This window comes from Brevibacterium casei CIP 102111 (assembly GCF_900169275.1).
Classification (GTDB): domain Bacteria; phylum Actinomycetota; class Actinomycetes; order Actinomycetales; family Brevibacteriaceae; genus Brevibacterium; species Brevibacterium casei.
This window is the reverse complement of the sequence record NZ_FXZC01000007.1, coordinates 32,954-49,612: the sequence shown is the minus strand read 5'-3', so window position 1 is coordinate 49,612 and position 16,659 is coordinate 32,954. Positions and strand designations below refer to the sequence as shown.

The 16,659-nt window shown below is 68.4% G+C and carries 17 protein-coding genes; 2 read left to right on the top strand and 15 right to left on the bottom strand.

Annotation, left to right across the window (positions count from 1 at the left end; translation table 11 throughout):
• Window positions 1-59 precede the first annotated feature (59 nt).
• Window positions 60-1,259: an acyl-CoA dehydrogenase family protein gene (locus BC102111_RS14900; RefSeq protein ID WP_101624752.1), complete on the top strand. Its 1,200-nt coding sequence runs from the start codon at window positions 60-62 to the stop codon at window positions 1,257-1,259.
• 109 nt (window positions 1,260-1,368) lie between these two features.
• Here BC102111_RS14900 and BC102111_RS14895 read toward each other — a convergent pair whose 3' ends face one another.
• The 8 genes from BC102111_RS14895 to rpsB form a co-directional block, all read right to left on the bottom strand.
• A complete protein-coding gene (locus BC102111_RS14895; protein WP_101624751.1) occupies window positions 1,369-2,037 on the bottom strand; it encodes a hypothetical protein in 669 nt (222 codons plus the stop codon).
• Window positions 2,030-2,590: a DivIVA domain-containing protein gene (locus BC102111_RS14890; RefSeq protein ID WP_009378357.1), complete on the bottom strand. Its 561-nt coding sequence runs from the start codon at window positions 2,588-2,590 to the stop codon at window positions 2,030-2,032. Before BC102111_RS14890 ends, BC102111_RS14895 begins: the two co-directional genes overlap by 8 nt.
• 129 nt (window positions 2,591-2,719) lie before the next feature.
• Complete coding sequence (rlmN, locus tag BC102111_RS14885) at window positions 2,720-3,946, bottom strand: 23S rRNA (adenine(2503)-C(2))-methyltransferase RlmN (protein WP_095376479.1); 1,227 nt, start codon at window positions 3,944-3,946, stop codon at window positions 2,720-2,722.
• Window positions 3,947-4,127: 181 nt separating this feature from the next.
• Window positions 4,128-5,135, bottom strand: a complete 1,008-nt coding sequence (locus BC102111_RS14880; protein ID WP_009378355.1) for a phosphatidate cytidylyltransferase — start codon at window positions 5,133-5,135, stop codon at window positions 4,128-4,130.
• Window positions 5,135-5,692, bottom strand: a complete 558-nt coding sequence (gene frr / locus BC102111_RS14875; protein WP_009378354.1) for a ribosome recycling factor — start codon at window positions 5,690-5,692, stop codon at window positions 5,135-5,137. Before frr ends, BC102111_RS14880 begins: the two co-directional genes overlap by 1 nt.
• A gap of 88 nt (window positions 5,693-5,780) precedes the next feature.
• Window positions 5,781-6,533, bottom strand: coding sequence for a UMP kinase (gene pyrH / locus BC102111_RS14870; protein ID WP_040341769.1), 753 nt, complete (start codon window positions 6,531-6,533; stop codon window positions 5,781-5,783).
• Window positions 6,534-6,692: 159 nt separating this feature from the next.
• Window positions 6,693-7,520: a translation elongation factor Ts gene (tsf, locus tag BC102111_RS14865; protein WP_101624750.1), complete on the bottom strand. Its 828-nt coding sequence runs from the start codon at window positions 7,518-7,520 to the stop codon at window positions 6,693-6,695.
• 33 nt (window positions 7,521-7,553) lie between these two features.
• Window positions 7,554-8,537, bottom strand: a complete 984-nt coding sequence (gene rpsB / locus BC102111_RS14860; protein WP_101624749.1) for a 30S ribosomal protein S2 — start codon at window positions 8,535-8,537, stop codon at window positions 7,554-7,556.
• A 602-nt stretch (window positions 8,538-9,139) separates the two neighbouring features.
• On the opposite strand from rpsB, the gene BC102111_RS14855 reads away from it, so the two are divergent.
• Window positions 9,140-10,240 carry a peptidoglycan DD-metalloendopeptidase family protein gene (locus tag BC102111_RS14855; protein ID WP_232252601.1) on the top strand — a complete coding sequence of 367 codons (1,101 nt, stop codon included), beginning with the start codon at window positions 9,140-9,142 and terminating at the stop codon, window positions 10,238-10,240.
• Between the two features lie 26 nt (window positions 10,241-10,266).
• Here the strand turns inward: BC102111_RS14855 and BC102111_RS18080 are convergent, their stop codons facing one another.
• The 7 genes from BC102111_RS18080 to lepB all read right to left on the bottom strand — a co-directional run bounded on the left by BC102111_RS18080 (window position 10,267) and on the right by lepB (window position 16,642).
• Window positions 10,267-11,391, bottom strand: a complete 1,125-nt coding sequence (locus BC102111_RS18080) for a tyrosine recombinase XerC (RefSeq protein WP_009378349.1) — start codon at window positions 11,389-11,391, stop codon at window positions 10,267-10,269.
• A gap of 17 nt (window positions 11,392-11,408) precedes the next feature.
• A complete protein-coding gene (gene dprA / locus BC102111_RS14840; protein WP_009378348.1) occupies window positions 11,409-12,635 on the bottom strand; it encodes a DNA-processing protein DprA in 1,227 nt (408 codons plus the stop codon).
• Window positions 12,635-14,299 (bottom strand): YifB family Mg chelatase-like AAA ATPase, encoded by a 1,665-nt coding sequence (locus BC102111_RS14835; protein WP_009378347.1) that lies wholly within the window; start codon window positions 14,297-14,299, stop codon window positions 12,635-12,637. Before BC102111_RS14835 ends, dprA begins: the two co-directional genes overlap by 1 nt.
• Window positions 14,296-14,712 (bottom strand): YraN family protein, encoded by a 417-nt coding sequence (locus tag BC102111_RS14830; protein ID WP_009378346.1) that lies wholly within the window; start codon window positions 14,710-14,712, stop codon window positions 14,296-14,298. The genes BC102111_RS14835 and BC102111_RS14830 overlap by 4 nt, the downstream gene beginning before the upstream one ends.
• A 174-nt stretch (window positions 14,713-14,886) precedes the next feature.
• Window positions 14,887-15,204, bottom strand: a complete 318-nt coding sequence (locus BC102111_RS14825; RefSeq protein ID WP_009378345.1) for a DUF2469 domain-containing protein — start codon at window positions 15,202-15,204, stop codon at window positions 14,887-14,889.
• Window positions 15,201-15,941: a ribonuclease HII gene (gene rnhB / locus BC102111_RS14820; RefSeq protein WP_009378344.1), complete on the bottom strand. Its 741-nt coding sequence runs from the start codon at window positions 15,939-15,941 to the stop codon at window positions 15,201-15,203. The genes BC102111_RS14825 and rnhB overlap by 4 nt, the downstream gene beginning before the upstream one ends.
• Complete coding sequence (gene lepB / locus BC102111_RS14815) at window positions 15,941-16,642, bottom strand: signal peptidase I (RefSeq protein ID WP_009378343.1); 702 nt, start codon at window positions 16,640-16,642, stop codon at window positions 15,941-15,943. The genes rnhB and lepB overlap by 1 nt, the downstream gene beginning before the upstream one ends.
• Window positions 16,643-16,659 lie beyond the last annotated feature (17 nt).

Below are 16,659 nucleotides of genomic sequence, written 5' to 3'. Positions count from 1 at the left end.
CGACAAGGGACTTCTCGGCGTGGGCGGAGCACACCAGATCAAAGGCGAGAGAGGTATAGATGAGTGCAACGATGAGCCCCGACGAGATCCTGGGACTGGATTCGGTCTTCGACGCCGATGACCTCGAGTTCGCGCACGTCGTCCGCAAGTGGCTCGACGAGAACGTCCGCGAGAAGATCGGCGACTACTTCCTCGATGCGACGATTCCCGCCCGTGAACTCGCTGAGGGCCTCGGGGAGCTCGGCGTCCTCGGCATGCACCTCGAGGGCTACGGCTGCGGCGGGTCGACCGCCACCCAGTACGGTCTCGCCTGCCGTGAGCTCGAGGCCATCGACGCGGGTCTGCGCTCCCTCGTCTCCGTCCAGGGGTCGCTCGCGATGTTCGCCATCCACCGCTACGGTTCGGAGGCGCAGAAGGAGGAGTGGCTGCCGAAGATGGCCGCCGGCAAGGCACTCGGCTGCTTCGGACTCACCGAACCCGACGTCGGCTCCGACCCCTCGGGCATGAAGACGACCGCCCGCAGGGACGGTTCCGACTGGATCCTCAACGGTTCGAAGATGTGGATCACGAACTCACCCGTCTCCGACGTCATGGTCGTGTGGGCGAAGACGGAGGAGACCGACGACAAGGGCCGTCCGGTCATCCGCGGCTTCGTCGTGCCGTCGGACACCGAGGGCGTGCAGACCCCGGAGATCCACCGCAAGATCTCCCTGCGGGCCTCGATCACCGGTGAGATCGTCCTCGACAACGTCCGCCTGCCCGAGGATGCGATGCTGCCCGAGGCCAAGGGCCTCAAGGCTCCGCTCTCGTGCCTGTCGGAGGCGCGCTTCGGCATCGTCTTCGGAGTCACCGGTGCCGCCCGCGACGCCCTGCTCTCGGCGATCGAGTACACCGGCACCCGGATCCAGTTCGACCGCCCGATCTCCTCATTCCAGATCACGCAGCAGAAGCTCGCGAAGGCCTTCGGCCAGTACTCGCAGATCACGCTGCTCGCCGCGCACCTCGGTGAGCTCAAGGACTCCGAGAAGGGTGTGCGCCCCGAACAGATCAGCCTCGGCAAGATGGTCAACGTCGACACGGCGATGAACGTCTGCCGCGACCTGCGTGCGCTCTTCGGCGGTTCGGGAATCACGAGCGAGTACCCGCCGCTGCGCCACGCGGTCAACCTCGAGACCGTGCTCACCTACGAAGGAACCCATGAGGTCCACCAGCTCACGCTCGGCCGGGCCCTGACCGGGATCAACGCCTTCGCGAACTGAGGTCGGCGCCGGTCGGCGTCCCCGACCGGCGCACCTGGTCATCCGACCGGTCGCATCCGCCCCGCCCTTGTGCGCCGCCATCGGCGCCGAGGTGCGGGGCGGTCGGCATTCACCTCTGTTCGCGGAGGAACTCCTCGAGCCAGGGCAGGCTCTCAGCCGCGCTGAGGGGACCGTCGTCGGTGAGAACAAGGGTCTGAGACGGGTCGAGCGGGGCGACCTCGGCGGATTCGACGCGGGAGTCCCGCATCGCCTGGTCGAGGTTCGCGGTCTCCCCCGCGATGCTCACACCGACGCCCTCGAAGCGCGAACGCACGACCTTGACCGAGGCCCGTCCGGGTTCGATCGGGTCGGCGTCGATCGCGACGATGCGCACCTCGGCGGGGTCGGTCTCCGAACCATCTGTGCGGGCGTCGACGACGACACCGAGGCGCATCGCAGCAAGCACACTGAGCGCCCGGGCGACAGCAGGGACATCGGCGTCGACGCGCACCCTGCTCGTCCCGGTGTCGACTCCCATCGTCCGGAGGATTCCGGCGAGCTTCGCGCTGCGGTCGAGCGCCTCGGCGCGGTCGAGTTCGACGGGCACGGCGAGTGCCTTGAGCAGGCGCGGATCGGTGACCTCGCGCCCGTCGATGAGGGGCGTGTCCGGGACGTCCCCGGTGATGACGGTGTCGTCGGCCCGACCGAGGACGATCAGGTAGTCGAGGATCTCGAAGACCGGATTGAGGGTGCCGGGAGTCCCGTCACCGGGCTTGGTGAACCAGTGGAAGTCAGTCAACGGAGGCCATCACCTCGACGACGCGGTCGATGAAGGCATCGACCTGATCCTCGTCGTAGGCCTTGTTGCCCTTCGCGGTCTTGAACAGGACCCTGCGGACCTGGTCGACGCTCATCGCCACGCCCTGCGTGAAGTAGGCGTTGACCTTCTCGCACATGTCGTCGACCTGGGCGATGTCGTAGCCGATGACACCGGCGGGCGGGCTGTCGAAGCGCTCCCCCGCCTCACGGACGAGGCGTCCCCGCAGGGACGCGGCGACGCGGGTGAGCTCCTGCACCCAGGCGTCCTGTCCGGACTGGGCGATGAGACGGTCGCGGGCCTGCTTGGCGAAGGCGTCCTCGAGGCGGTCGAGGGCGGCGTCGACGACGGCGACGTGGTAGCCCTTGCGGACAAGGTCGAAGCCGACCGTGCGCACGGCACGGGAGTCGAGGTCGCCGGGCTGCGGCGTGGGTCGTTCGAATGACTCGCGTGCCCTCTTGAAGAAGCTGTCGACCTGCTTCGGGTCGTAGCCGTTCTTCCAACCGGACATGCGGGGGAACGTCGTGTCCGCCATGATTCCTCCGTACAGAGTGTGTCGTTTCCACCATGATAGTTCGAGCATCGGTGGTCCGCCGCAGTCGCTGCGGCGCGAAGTGTCGGTGGCTCGGGCCCGGGTCGGGTCCGGCCTCGGCCGGGTCAGGCGTCAGTCGGCGGCGGCGAGCTGTCCGCAGGCGCCGTCGATGTCGGAGCCGCGGGTGTCGCGGATCGTCGTCGGCACGCCGGCGTCGACGAGCCGGCGGACGAACTCGTCGGCGACAGCAGGGTCCGAGGCCGTCCACACGGATCCCGGGGTCGGGTTGAGTGGGATCGGGTTGACGTGCACCCAGCCGCGGCCGCGGGCGTTGAGCTTCTTCGCGAGCAGGTCCGCCCGCCATGCGTGGTCGTTCATGTCCTTGATGAGCGCGTACTCGATGCTCACCCGGCGGCCGGTGACCTTGTAGTAGTTGAAGGCCGCGTCGATCGCCTCGTCGGCCTTCCACCGGGTGTTGACCGGGATCATCTCGTCGCGCAGCTCGTCGTCGGGGGCGTGGAGGCTGAGCGCGAAGGTCACGGGGATGTCCTCGGCGGCGAGCTTGTTGATGCCGGGGACGAGCCCCACGGTCGAGACGGTGATCCGCCGCGCCGACATGCCCAGGCCCTCGGGCGCGGGGGCGACGAAGCGGCGGACCGCGTTCATCACCCGCTTGTAGTTGGCCAGGGGTTCGCCCATGCCCATGAAGACGATGTTCGTCACCCGCTCCGGTCCTCCCGCCGAGGCGGCTGCCGGGTCGGTCGCGGACTCGCCGGGGGTCTCGCCCTGCTCCTCGTCGGCTTCCGCACCGAGGGCGACCTCGTCGTCGGCGTCGGCGCTCGGCTTGGACGGTGCGAGTTCACCGGCGGCGATGGCCTGGTTGGCGCGGATGACCTGTTCGACGATCTCGGCCGTCGACATGTTCCGGGTCAGACCCTGCTGGCCGGTGGCGCAGAACGGGCAGTTCATCCCGCAGCCGCACTGGCTCGAGACGCACAGTGTGATGCGGTTGCGGTAGCGCATGAGGACGGATTCGACGAGCGCACCGTCGAAGAGACGCCAGAGGAATTTGATCGTGTCGCCGTTGCCTGTCGTCAGGCGCCTGACCTCGGTGAGCAGCGGAGGGAAGAAGCGCTCTGCAAGGGGTGCGCGCAGATCCTTGGGCAGGTCGGTCATCGACTCGACGTCGGTGTGGTAGCGCGTGAAGTAGTGGGTGGAGAGCTGCTTGGCGCGGAAGGCGGGAAGACCCATCTCGGTGACGGCTTCGATGCGCTCGTCCATCGTCATGTCCGCGAGGTGCTGCTGAGGTTGGGCGACGCGGGGGGACTTGAAGTTGAGCAGCGGGCGACCGTCGCGCATCGGGGTCGTCGACGTCGTCCCGTCGGCGTGTTCGACGACGGGCCTGACCTGTCTGCTTCCGGCTGGAGGTATCACTCCCCCATTGTCTCATGCCGGTCCCGGCGACGCTGTGTGGTCGGGGACACGGGAGCCCGCGATCGCCTCGGCGAGGGGATGCGACGACCGGGCGGCCGTCCCAGCCTCACATGAAGCCGGGGAGGAAGGAGAAGAGGACGAGGGCGACGGGCGCGGTCGGGAGGATCGAGTCGAGGCGGTCCATGACGCCGCCGTGACCGGGCAGCAGGGTGCCCATGTCCTTGAGGTGGAGGTCGCGTTTGATCATCGATTCGCTGAAGTCGCCGAGGGTGGCGAACGCGGGGATGACGACGCCGATGACGAGCCCGGTCCAGAACGGGGCGTCGAAGAGGGTGATCGCCAGCGTCGTGGCGACGGCCGTGGTGAAGACGACGGATCCCAGGTAGCCCTCCCAGGACTTCTTCGGCGAGATCCGCGGGGCGATGGGATGCCTGCCCCAGAGTACGCCGAAGACGTAGCCGCCGATGTCGGAGGCGACGACGCTGGCAAGGAAGATGATGACGTAGAAGTTGCCGTTGGGCAGGGTGAGGAGATAGACGACGAAGCACGCCATGAGGCCGACGTACGTGAGCGCGAAGAGGGAGAGGGAGACGTCCTTGACCGCGTTCTTGCGCCGCTCGACCATCGTGAAGAGCATGACGGCCCCGGCGCTTGCGGCGAACGTCACCCACAGGGCCTCCCGGCCGCCGAAGTACGTGGCGACGACCATGCAGGCCGCGGAGATCATCGTCGGGATGCGGGAGACGAGCGATCCGGACCGGGAGAGCGCGTTGGCGAGCTCCCACATCGCGGCGACGATCGCGATGAGGATGATGAAGAGGAAGGTTTCGGGAAGGAGGATCAGCGAGGCGAGCACGATCCCGCCGATGAGGAGGCCGATCCCGATCGCCGCCGGGAGGTTGCGGCCGGCCCGGCCGTAGTCCTTGGGTGCAGGCGCCGTCTCGACCTCGACCTCGACCGCCGCGGTCTCCTGCGTGAAGACCGTGTCGGTGCCGCGGAGGTCGCGCCGCTTCGGGAACGGTGTCGGCTCTGGGGTCGCCGCGGTCTCCCGATCCGACCCCTCGTCAGGGGTCGGATCGGAGGTGGGACGGTCGGGCCCGGTCAACGCGATCATCAGACCTCGAGGAGCTCGGCTTCCTTCTGGCCGAGCAGCTTGTCGATGGCGTCGACCTTCTTCTTCGTGATGTCGTCGAGTTCGGAGATCGAGCGGGTGACCTCGTCCTCGCCGGCTTCGCCGTCCTTCTTGATCCGCTCGAGGGTGTCCTTCGCGTGGCGGCGGATGTTGCGGATCGAGACCTTGCCGTCCTCGGCCTTGCCCTTGACGATCTTCACGTACTCCTTGCGGCGCTCCTCGGTGAGTTCGGGGAGGACGACGCGGATGACGTTGCCGTCGTTGGCGGGGTTGGCGCCGATGTCGGAGTTGCGCAGGGCGTTCTCGATGTCGCCCAGGGTCCCGCGGTCGTAGGGAGTGACGAGGATCGTGCGGGCCTCGGGCGTCTGGAACGACGCGAGCTGCTGGAGCGGCGTGGGAGCGCCGTAGTAGTCGATCTCGATGTTCGCGAAGAGCGCGGGGTTGGCCCGGCCGGTGCGGATCGACGCAAAGTCCTCTTGCGTGAATTCCACGGCCTTGTCCATCTTCTCCCTGGCCTCTGCCAGTGTTTCTTCAATCACGAGACACTCTTTTCAGTCGATTGGAGCTGTGTGAACATTCTATGGGTCCGAGGTGGTTTTCTGCTGACCCGGACCGGTGCGGTGTGGGCTACTTGACCAGTGTGCCGATCTTCTCACCGGCGATGGCCTTGCGCAGGTTGCCCTCACCCTGCATGCCGAAGACGTGCATGGGAAGCCGGTTGTCCATGCAGAGGGAGAACGCGGTGGCGTCGACGACCTTGAGACCCTTCTGGAGAGCCTCCTGGTAGGTGATCTCGTCGATCTTCGCAGCCGTCGGGTCGAGCTTCGGGTCGGCGGTGTAGACGCCGTCGACGCCGTTCTTGGCGATGAGGACCTCATCGGCGTGGATCTCGAGCGCGCGCTGGGCCGCGACGGTGTCTGTGGAGAAGTAGGGCAGACCGGCGCCGGCGCCGAAGATGACGACGCGGTTCTTCTCCATGTGGCGCATCGCCCGGCGCGGGATGTAGGACTCGGCGACCTGGGACATCGGGATCGCGGTCTGCACGCGGGTGTCGACGCCGAGCTGTTCGAGGAAGTCCTGCAGAGCGAGACAGTTCATCACGGTTCCGAGCATTCCCATGTAGTCGGCGCGCGTGCGGTCCATGCCGCGCTGGGAGAGCTCGGCGCCGCGGAAGAAATTGCCGCCGCCGACGACGATGCTCACTTCGACGTCCTCGACGGTGGGGGCGACTTCCCGGGCGACGGCAGCGACGACGTCGGGGTCGACGCCGATGCTGCCTCCGCCGAAGACCTCGCCGGAGAGCTTGAGGAGCACGCGGCGACGATGCGTGCGCACCGGTCGGCTGGCGTGGCTCGATTCGTGTACCGGGGTGGATGTCATGAGGTCCTTCTTCCATGCGTTCGGCGCCGCCGCAGGCAGCGCCGATCCGGGTGGTTCGTCTGGGTCAGTCTAGCGAAAACGGGGCCGGACCCATCGGTCCGACCCCGTCATCGGATCCTGTGGGGGTCCTCACGGACCCCCACAGCGATCACAAGCGGATCAGGCTCCCACGCGGTAGCGGAGGAAACCGGTCGCCTTGAGGCCGGCGGCCTCGAGGACCTTGCCCACGGTCTGCTTGGGATCCTTGGCGAATCCCTGGTCGAGCAGGCAGTTCTCCTTGAAGAAGCCGTTGACGCGGCCTTCGATGATCTTCGGCAGAGCCTGTTCCGGCTTGCCTTCGTTCTTCGCGGTGTCCTCGGCGATGCGGCGCTCGTTCTCGACGAGCTCGGCCGGGACATCCTCACGCGAGAAGTACTTCGGCGCGAGGGCGGCGATGTGCACGGCGACGTCGTGCGCGACGGCCTGGTCATCGCCTTCGTAGGCGAAGAGAACGCCGACCTGCGGGGGCAGGTCCTTGTTCGTGCGGTGGAGGTAGGACTCCACCTTCTGGCCTTCGAGACGACCGACGCGACGCAGGTCGACTTTCTCGCCCAGGGCGGCACCGGACTCGGTGATGAACTGGGCGACGGTCTTGCCGTCGGCCTCGACCGAGAGCAGCGACTCGGCCGACTCGGACTTGTTCGACACGGCGAGTGCGAGGACTTCGTCGGCGAGGTCGATGAAGCGCTGCGACTTCGCGACGAAGTCGGTCTCCGAGTCGAGCTCGATCATGGTGCCGACGCCGCCGTCGACGGAGGTGGCGACGAGACCGTCGGAGGTGGCACGGCCTTCGCGCTTCGTGGCGCCCTTGAGGCCCTTCACACGGAGGAGCTCGATGGCCTTCGCCTGGTCGCCGTCGGCCTCATCGAGGGCCTTCTTGACGTCCATCATTCCGGCGCCGGTCTTCTCGCGCAGTTCCTTGATGTCAGCGGCAGTGTAGTTTGCCATTCTTTCTCCTAGTGGTGGTGGAGGTGAGTGAGATCAGGACTCGGTGGAGTCAGCGGCAGCGTCGGCGGCTGCGGCCTTGCCCTCGGCGTCCGCTGCCTTCGCATCGGCGTCGGCGACGGCACCTTCGGCGGCGGCGTCCGTCGCGTCGGTGGCGGTGGTCTCCTCGGACTGGGCCTCGGCTGCGGTGGCAGCGGCGGAGGCTTCGGTCGAGGCGTCAGCGGCGTCGGCGTTCGCTTCGGCGGCGTTGCCCTCGAGGAGTTCGCGCTCCCACTCGGGCATCGGCTCGACGGCGGAGACGTTCTTCTCACCGGACTCGTCGTCGCCGGAGTGGCGGGCGATGAGGCCCTCGGCCACGGCGTCGGCGATCACGCGGGTGAGCAGCGAGACCGAGCGGATGGCGTCGTCGTTGCCCGGGATCGGGTAGGTGACGTCGTCGGGGTCGCAGTTGGTGTCGAGGATCGCGATGACCGGGATGCCCAGCTTCTTCGCCTCGTCGACGGCGAGGTGCTCCTTCTTCGTGTCGACGATCCACACAGCGGACGGGGTGCGCTGCATGTCGCGGATGCCGCCGAGGGTCTTCTCGAGCTTGTCCTTCTCGCGACGGAGGATGAGGAGTTCCTTCTTCGTGTGCGAGGAGCCCGCAACGTCGTCGAAGTCGATCTCTTCGAGTTCCTTCAGCCGGCGCAGACGCAGGGAGATGGTCTGGAAGTTCGTGAGCATGCCGCCGAGCCAACGCTGGTTGACATACGGCTGGCCGACGCGCTTGGCCTGCTCGGCGATCGATTCCTGGGCCTGCTTCTTCGTGCCGACGAAGAGGATGGAGCCGCCGTGGGAGACGGTCTCCTTGACGAACTCGAACGCGGTGTCGATGTAGCCCAGCGACTTCTGCAGGTCGATGATGTAGATGCCGTTGCGCTCGGTGAAGATGAAGCGCTTCATCTTCGGGTTCCAACGACGGGTCTGGTGTCCGAAGTGAACGCCGCTGTCGAGCAGCTGGCGGATGGTGACGACGGCCATGCCGACGCCCTCCTTTCTCGTGCACCCTGCGGGTGCGTTGTGCCATGGTTCGCGGCCAACACGGGGCTGGCGGCGACGATGGCGGTTTCGGTTGATTCCTGGTACCCGGTTCGCCCAACCCACATGCGCGTACGCATGCACCATGGGATGGAGAAGAGATCGGATACGCGTAGTCAGAAGACACGCTTCTGCTGAGGGCAGTCTATCGCGGGTGGCCAAGCCTGCGCCAATCGGAGGATGTCCCTCGCCGAGGCGGCCGCCGGGTGTGCCTGTCCCGTGCCCGGGCGGCTGCGCCACCTCCCGCCGAGGCTGCCGTCGGGTTCGCGTCGCCTCTGCGCTCTCGGGCGGGCTCCCCGCTTCCGCGACTCGTGCGCATTCGGCTGTGGACGCGCATTGCGCTCAGCATGCCTCCCCGCGGTGTGGGGCACCGGCGAGGGTGAGCGGAGCCCGGCCCATCGGGGGTCCGGTGGTCCCACTCGTGTGCTCTCTCCTGTGCATGCGGCACCGACTCGTGTGCGCGCGGCCTGTGGACGCCCGATGGTCGTCCACAGGCGGAGAATCCTCTGCTGACAGCACCGGCGGCATCGATTTCCATGGGCGTTATGGCCGTTCCCGAATCGACTCGTCCGCCCCACCGCAGCGCTGCCCCTCTTCCGCGACGGCGACTGTCGGCCCGTCCGACTCGGCGTCCGTCTGCGCGTCCGCCTCGGCGACGCAAAGCCGGTCCCCTGCCGAGCAGGCCGCTGCTGTGGATCAGCGTCCTCGTCACCGCGGTTCTCGTCGCCCTCGGCGGCGTGGGCGCAGCTGACGCCTCCCCGCAGGCTTCCCGAGCCGCGGGCACCACCTGGGTCACGCCGGTACCGGCGATGGAGATCGTCACCGCCTTCGATCCGCCGCGGGAGACATGGCTGGCCGGGCACAGAGGCATCGACGTCCGGGCCGTACCCGACGAACCCGTGCGCGCCCCGACCGCGGGCACCATTCGCTTCCGCGGCTCGGTGGCGGGCACCGAGACGATGAGCATCACGACGGAGTCCGGTCACGTCGTCTCCTTCCAACCGGCGCGTTCGGATGCCTCCGTCGGCGACCGCTTCGCAGCTGGTGAGCAGATCGGCACGGTCTCGACGGGCGCGCACTGCCAGGAGTCCTGCCTCCACATCGGCGTCTGGCCTAAGGACAGCGACCGGGCGTATGTCGATCCGGCGCCGTTCTTCGGTCAGGATGCGTCCCTCCTGCTGCCGCTCGCACGCAAGCCGGCCGAAGAGCCGGCCGGCGATGACACGGATTCGGGTGCGGGCGGGTGGGGCGGACACCGGAATGGGCGCATTCCCGCCTCGGCGCTGTGCCCGCTCACCACCGCCCCCGGGCACATGCTCCGATGCGATGCGCAGGCCGCATTCGACCGCCTCTCCCACGCGTACTCCGCGCGGTTCGGCAGGCCGATCTCGGTCACCGACTCCTACCGGGACTACGACACCCAGGTCATCCTCAAACGGCGCAAGGGAAAGCTCGCGGCGACGCCGGGGACGTCGAACCACGGGTGGGCGCTCGCGATGGACCTCGGGGGCGGCATCAACTCATTCGGCAGTGCCGAGCATCAGTGGATGCGGGCGAACGCTCCGACGTTCGGATGGGTGCATCCGTCGTGGGCACGGCAGGGAGGGTCCCTGCCCGAGGCATGGCACTGGGAGTTCAGGAAGTGAGCGCGTGCCGGACGTGAGCGAGTCGCTCAGGCCCGCGGGTGGGCCTGCCGGTAGGTCTCCTGCAGGCGCTGCATCGACACATGGGTGTAGATCTGCGTGCTGCTCAGCGTCGAATGCCCGAGCAGCTCCTGGATCTGGCGCAGATCGGCACCGTTGTCGAGCATGTGCGTGGCAGCCGAGTGGCGGAGACCGTGCGGTCCGATGTCGGGGGCGTCGGGGTTGTTCGCGCCGTAGCGGTGGACGAGCTCGCGGACCTGGCGGGCGCCGATTCGGCCTCCACGCAGGCCGAGGAAGAGCGCGTCACCGCTCCTGTCGGTGGCGAAGCGCTCCCGCAGTCTCAGCCAGATCGCGAGGGCATCGCGTGCCGGGCCGCCGAAGGGCACCCGGCGCTCCTTGTCGCCCTTGCCGAGCACGGTGATCATCGACCGCTGGTGGTCGACGTCGCTGCGGTCGAGGCCGCAGAGTTCGGATACGCGCACGGCCGTCGCATAGAGCATCTCGAGGATGGCGGCGTCCCGGGCGAGCAGCGCCTGAGCGTCATCGTCAGACTCTGCGGCCTCATCCTGTTGGGAGTCCGCCCCCGCTCCCCTGCTCGCTGTCGCTCCGGCCCCCTCACGCGCGCGGTCCGACCCGGCTCCTCCCCGCCGATTGCCTCCGTCACCACTGCGTCCTGCCGAGACGAGGGCGGCCGCCTGCTGGGGTTTGAGCACGGTGGGCAGCCGTGAGTCCTTCTTCGGGGTGCGCAGACGCGCGGCCGGGTTGGACGGCAGTCCGTGGGTGCTCACGCAGTAGGAGAAGAACGATTTGATCGCCGCGATCTTGCGCGCCACCGTCGACTTCGCCGCTCCCGCATCGTCGAGGGCGATGAGCCACGACCGCAGATCGTCGAGGCTGATGTCGGACACGGCGATCCCACGTCCGGACCCCACTGACCCAGCGCCACCCGAATCGTCGGTCTTCCGTGACCGGTCGGTCTCCCGTGACTGTTCGGGGGTCCGGGTTGCGCGTCGCCCCGGCAGATGGGCGGCGTGCGCGAAGAAGTCGCCGACATCACCGACGTAGGCGCGGCGGGTATGGGCGGAGACGTCACGCGCGCGCAGGTGGTCGGCGTAGTCGTCGACCACCTCGGGGAAGCGAGGCGATGAGGTCACGCTTCAAGCGTACTCGTTCAGCGCCGGCGCAGCTTCTTCCACCCGGGCCCGTCGCGTTCGCTCAGTCCCTCGATCTCGAGGAGGGCGAGCGCCGAGAGCGCATCGGCCACCGTCAGGCCCGCTCTGGCCGCAAGCGTGCCGACATCGAGGGCTTTCGTCGCCGAGAGCGCGTTGAGGCAGATCCGCTCCCGTTCGCCGAGGTCGTCGACCCGGTCATCGCGGCCGCCCGCTCCAGAACCCCCACCAGCTCGAGAGGAATCCCCGGCTGCACTGCCGCCGAGGTCGCCCAACGGCAGCTCCTCGGGCCGGACGAGGTCGAGGACGTCGGGGGCGCCGGTGACGAGGTCGGCTTCCCTCAGACGGATGAGCCGGTTCGTTCCGGCCGATGACGCCGAGTACACCGACCCGGGGTAGGCGGCGACGACGCGGGAGAGTTCGAGCGCGTGCCTGGCGGTGTTGAGCGCCCCGCTGCGCCACCCGGCCTCGACGACGACCGTGGCAAGCGCCGAGGCGGCGATGAGGCGGTTGCGTAGGAGGAACCGGTGGCGCATCGGAGTCATCCCGGGTGCGGTCTCGGAGACGAGGAGACCGTGCTCGAGCACCTGTGCGAAGAGGTCCGAGTTCGCCGCGGGATAGAACCGGTCGACTCCCCCGGCCATGAATGCGACCGTCGTGCCCTCCCGGGCGAGCGCCGCACGGTGAGCGGCCGCGTCGATGCCGAAGGCTCCCCCGGAGACGACGGTGTACCCGTCGGCGGCGAGATCCCAGGCAAGGTCGGAGGCGCACTTCGTCCCATAGCCGCTCGCCGCCCGCGCCCCGACGACGGCGACCGCCTGCGCAAGCGCCTCGCGCAGGGTCGCCGACCCGCGCACCCACAGCCCCAAGGGCGCTGCGGGACCGAGTTCGTCGATGGCGGTCGGCCATTCGTCGTCGGTGGGGATGACGAGACGTCCGCCGAGGCGGGCCATGCCTTCAAGGTCGTGTTCGCCGTCGGCGTCGGCGGCGCGCACTGCCCACCGGGCGAGCGCCTCGGGGAGTCTCCCCTGACCGGTGATGTCCCCGAGCTCGGCGGAGAGCCGTCCGACGACCTCGTCGACCGCGACCGCCCCGGAGGAGATCGCCCGGATGAGTTCGACCGCGGTCACAGGGCCCGCGGCATCGACGAGGGCCTTGAGCAGGCCGTCACCGGGTTCGCCGATCCGCAGGAGTGCTGCGACGGCGATGCGCTGCGGGGTCACGTCCATCATGTCTCCTGGGTCCGCAGCGCGAGGGCCGCAGCGATCCGGTCGGCGTCGGGAGCCTCCGCCCCGGCGAGGTCGGTCAGGGTCGTGGCGACCCGGAGCACTCGGTCGTAGCCGCGCATCGTGATCCTCCCCGTCTCGAGCGCGCGGTCGAGGCTGCGCAGAGCTGCCGGTCGCATCCCGAAGTGGTCGCGCAGCCACGGCCCCGGTGCCATCGCATTGAGCGACCAGTCGCAGTTCGCATACCGATCCGCCTGCGCGCGCCTCGCGTGCTCGACTCGTGCGGCCACACCTGCGCTCGACTCCTGCTCCCCGCCGAGACGCAGGTCGGCCGGAGTGACGGGGTAGAGCTCGAGCTGGAGGTCGACACGATCGAGGAGAGGCCCGGAGAGGCGATTGCCGTACCGGCGTCTGTCCATCGGCGTGCAGTTGCACACCGTGTTCGCGCCCGCCTGCATGCCCGCCCCGCACGGGCACGGGTTCGCGGCCATGACGAGCTGGAACGATGCCGGCAACACCATCGACCCCCAGGCCCGGTGGATGTGGACCTGACGGGCCTCGAGCGGCTGCCGCAGCGCTTCGAGCACGTCCCGGGAGAACTCCGGCGCCTCGTCCATGAAGAGGACACCCCGATGGGCTTTGCTGAGGATGCCGACCGTGCCGGGCTTCCTGCCTCCCACGAGCGCCGAGGCGGTGCTCCGGTGATGGGGTGCCTCGAACGGCGGCCGGTGATCGAGCTCCTCACCGGGCACGAGTTCCCCGCGCAGAGAGCGCACCGCGGCGACTTCGAGGGCCTGGGCGTCGTCGAGCGGTGGGAGGATCCCGGGCAGGCACTGAGCGAGCAGGGTCTTCCCCGCGCCCGGGGTGCCGCGCATGAGGAGGTTGTGACCGCCCGCAGCGGCGACCTCGAGCCCGAACCGAGCCTCATCCTGCCCCTGCACCTCGGCGAGGTCGTGGAGTTCGGTCGGATGCGCTCCCGGTCCGGGAGCCTCGACGACCGGTGGCAGGGCGGGAACGGCGAGGCTGCCGCCGTAGGCGTTGACGAGTTCGGCCAGCGAGGACACCGCGAGGACATCGACGTCTCCGATGAGCGCGGCCTCCGCCCGGTTGCCGGCGGGAACGACGAATCGGTCGAAGCCGGCGAGCAGGCCGCAATGGAGGCTCGGCAGCACGCCGCTCACCGGTCGGATGCGGCCGTCGAGGCCGAGTTCCCCACAGTGGATGACCGCCTCGGTCTCGGCGGAGCTGATGATCCCGCGGGCCTTGAGCACGGCGACGGCGATGCCGAGATCGAAGCCGGTGCCGATCTTCGGCACACTGCCCGGGGTGAGGTTGATCGTCAGATGCTGGGTGGCGACCGGGATGCCGAGGAAGGCGAGCGCCGCACGCAGCCGCTTGCGCGATTCGCTCACCGAGGCGTCGGGAAGGCCGACGATGTCGATGCCGGGAAGACCTGCGCTGACGACGGCTTCGATCGAGACGATCTTTCCGGCCAGCCCCCAGAGGGCGACGGCGGCGGCCCGTCCGACGACGGTCTTCTCCGGTGTCGTCTCGCCACTCCTCGCGTCCTCGACTCCCAATGGTTCGTCGCCGTCGGGGCTCCAGTCGGCGTCGACAGCATCGCAGTCATCCCCTGGGTCATCGACGATGTGCAGCTGTTCGCTCATGCGTCGACCTGCACATTGCGCACATGGGTGACGGTCGGGCGCGGTGACATGACGATGCCGATCGCGTCGATGCGGGTCGCAGGGTAGAACTCGGCCTGCTCGCGCAGCCACAGTCCCGAGAGCATCCTGATCCGACGCAGCTTCACCGGCGTGATCGCTTCGAGCGGTGAGCCCTGCCGCATCGTGCGGCGGGTCTTGACCTCGACGAAGACGATGGTCGCTCCGTCGCGGGCGATGATGTCGATCTCTCCCTCACGGCACCTGACATTGCGGTCGAGGACGACCATGCCCTCGGCCTCGAGGCGGGCGACGGCGAGGTCCTCACCCGTCCGGCCCAGGGCGAGCTGACGGTCACCGCGGGTCGGGGTGTCCGTCGGCCGCGCAGTCCGTCCTGTCTTCGTCGTCCGTGCCATGCCGTCCAGGCCACCACAGCACGTGGTCGTCTGGAAGCATCAGAGAACGGCCTGTGGACAGCGGTTGAGCCTCCACAGGCCGTGAGCACATGAGTGCGCGACGCTCCACACCCGGATCACGCACGAGTCAGGGCTGTCAGCCTCGGCGCCGACGGCATTCCGTTCAGCGGCGGCTCAGCGCCCGATCGAGGTCGGCGGCTCGAGGTCGGACTTGGCGATCTCCTCAATGTTGACGTCCTTGAACGTGAGCACGTGGACCATCTTGATGAACCTGGCCGACCGGTAGCTGTCCCACACCCAGGCATCGCGCAGGGTGAGCTCGAAGTAGACGTCGCCGGCGTCGTTGTGCGCTTTGAGGTCGACGTGGTTGGCGAGGTAGAAGCGGCGTTCGGTCTCGACGACGTAGGCGAAGAGACCGACGACATCGCGGTACTCCTTGTAGAGCTGGAGTTCGAGCTGGGCCTCGTAGTCGTCGAGATCGTCTGTGCTCACGTCGTTCCTCTCTTCGCGTCGTTCTCGGGGTGCAGCCGGAAGCTCATCCGGTGGTGGAGGCTCGGTCCGTGCTCGGCGATGGCCTGCCGGTGGTGAACGGTTCCGTATCCGACGTTCGACTCCCAACCATACTGCGGGTGCGCCTCGGCGAGGCTGATCATCGTTTCGTCGCGGTGCACTTTCGCCACGATACTCGCCGCCGCGATGACGGGAACGCTGCCGTCGCCCTTGATCACGGTGCGCACGGGCGGCAGCTCCATGTCGGCGGCGGGCCCGAATATCCCCAGGCAGTCGAGCGTGAGTGGAGCCGAGAGCCAGTCGTGCTTGCCGTCGAGGAGGATCATCGTCGGTCGCGACGACGCACCCGCACCCGGGCCGCCGGACGCTGTGCCGAGCGCACCCTCGAGTGCCCGCCGAGCCGCGAGGTTGAGGGCCATGGTCATCCCGAGGGCGTCGATCTCGGCAGGCAGGGTCGATCCGACGGCCGAGGCGTGCGCCCATGCCTGGACGCGAGCGGTCGCCGCCGACCGAGAGGGACCGTCGAGCTGTTTGGAGTCGTGGATGCCCTCGGGCACGTCGGCGGCGCACAGGGGGCCGAGTTCGAAGACGGCGACGCCGACGCTCACCGGTCCGGCGAGCGCTCCGCGTCCCACCTCGTCGACGCCGATGACGATCTCATACCCCTCGGCGGCGAGTGCGCGTTCGACGCCGAGGTCGTGCAGTCCTCGTCCGGTCATCAGCTGACAGTGATTCCCTGCGGATCGGGCACGTCTGCGAAGACGTCCTTGGGGGTGGAGACCCACCGGACGTGGCTGAGCGGCCAGTTGACGAAGAACACGGTGCCGACGACGTTCTCGGCGGGAACGAACGGCTGGGTGTCCTGGTGGTAGCGCGAATCGGCGGAGTTGCTCCGGTTGTCGCCCATCACCCAGTAGGAGCCTTCGGGCACGGTGACGGAGAACTCCATCTCGGAGGGCGCAGTGTCCGGCGGCAGATACGTCTCCTCGATGGGGGTGCCGTTGACGAGGATCCTCCCCTGGGCGTCGCAGCATTCGACGGTGTCCCCGCCGACCCCGATGACGCGTTTGACGAGCTGGTTGCCCGCGTCGGAGGGGGCGAGGCCGAGGAATTCGAGGACGGGGTTGGGCTGGTAGGCGGACACCTCGGCGTCGGTGAGCCAGTCGTCGGGATCGTCGAAGACGATGATGTCACCGCGGTTGGCCGGGCCGAACTTGGGGGCGAGCTGGTTGACGAGGACCCGGTCGTCGATCTGCAGGGTGTCCATCATCGAGCCGGAGGGAATGTAGAACGATCGGACCACCCAGGTCTTCAGCGCGGTGGAGATGAGGAGGGCGATGATGATGATGACCACGGTCTCGGCAAGGCCGCGCAGGAGCTTCTTCGACTTGGGCGGGGAGGGCTGAGGTTCGGTGGTCATTCGTTCGCTTTCGCATG

Bases quoted from the DNA above. Each gene is read 5' to 3' on its own strand.
- BC102111_RS14900 (WP_101624752.1), top strand. From the start codon at position 60: ATGAGTGCAACGATGAGCCCCGACGAGATCCTGGGACTGGATTCGGTC.
- BC102111_RS14890 (WP_009378357.1), bottom strand. From the start codon at position 2,590: ATGGCGGACACGACGTTCCCCCGCATGTCCGGTTGGAAGAACGGCTAC.
- rlmN (WP_095376479.1), bottom strand. From the start codon at position 3,946: ATGCGCGACGGTCGCCCGCTGCTCAACTTCAAGTCCCCCCGCGTCGCC.
- BC102111_RS14880 (WP_009378355.1), bottom strand. From the start codon at position 5,135: ATGATCGCGTTGACCGGGCCCGACCGTCCCACCTCCGATCCGACCCCT.
- pyrH (WP_040341769.1), bottom strand. From the start codon at position 6,533: ATGACATCCACCCCGGTACACGAATCGAGCCACGCCAGCCGACCGGTG.
- tsf (WP_101624750.1), bottom strand. From the start codon at position 7,520: ATGGCAAACTACACTGCCGCTGACATCAAGGAACTGCGCGAGAAGACC.
- rpsB (WP_101624749.1), bottom strand. From the start codon at position 8,537: ATGGCCGTCGTCACCATCCGCCAGCTGCTCGACAGCGGCGTTCACTTC.
- BC102111_RS14855 (WP_232252601.1), top strand. From the start codon at position 9,140: ATGGCCGTTCCCGAATCGACTCGTCCGCCCCACCGCAGCGCTGCCCCT.
- dprA (WP_009378348.1), bottom strand. From the start codon at position 12,635: ATGGACGTGACCCCGCAGCGCATCGCCGTCGCAGCACTCCTGCGGATC.
- BC102111_RS14835 (WP_009378347.1), bottom strand. From the start codon at position 14,299: ATGAGCGAACAGCTGCACATCGTCGATGACCCAGGGGATGACTGCGAT.
- BC102111_RS14830 (WP_009378346.1), bottom strand. From the start codon at position 14,712: ATGGCACGGACGACGAAGACAGGACGGACTGCGCGGCCGACGGACACC.
- rnhB (WP_009378344.1), bottom strand. From the start codon at position 15,941: ATGACCGGACGAGGACTGCACGACCTCGGCGTCGAACGCGCACTCGCC.
- lepB (WP_009378343.1), bottom strand. From the start codon at position 16,642: ATGACCACCGAACCTCAGCCCTCCCCGCCCAAGTCGAAGAAGCTCCTG.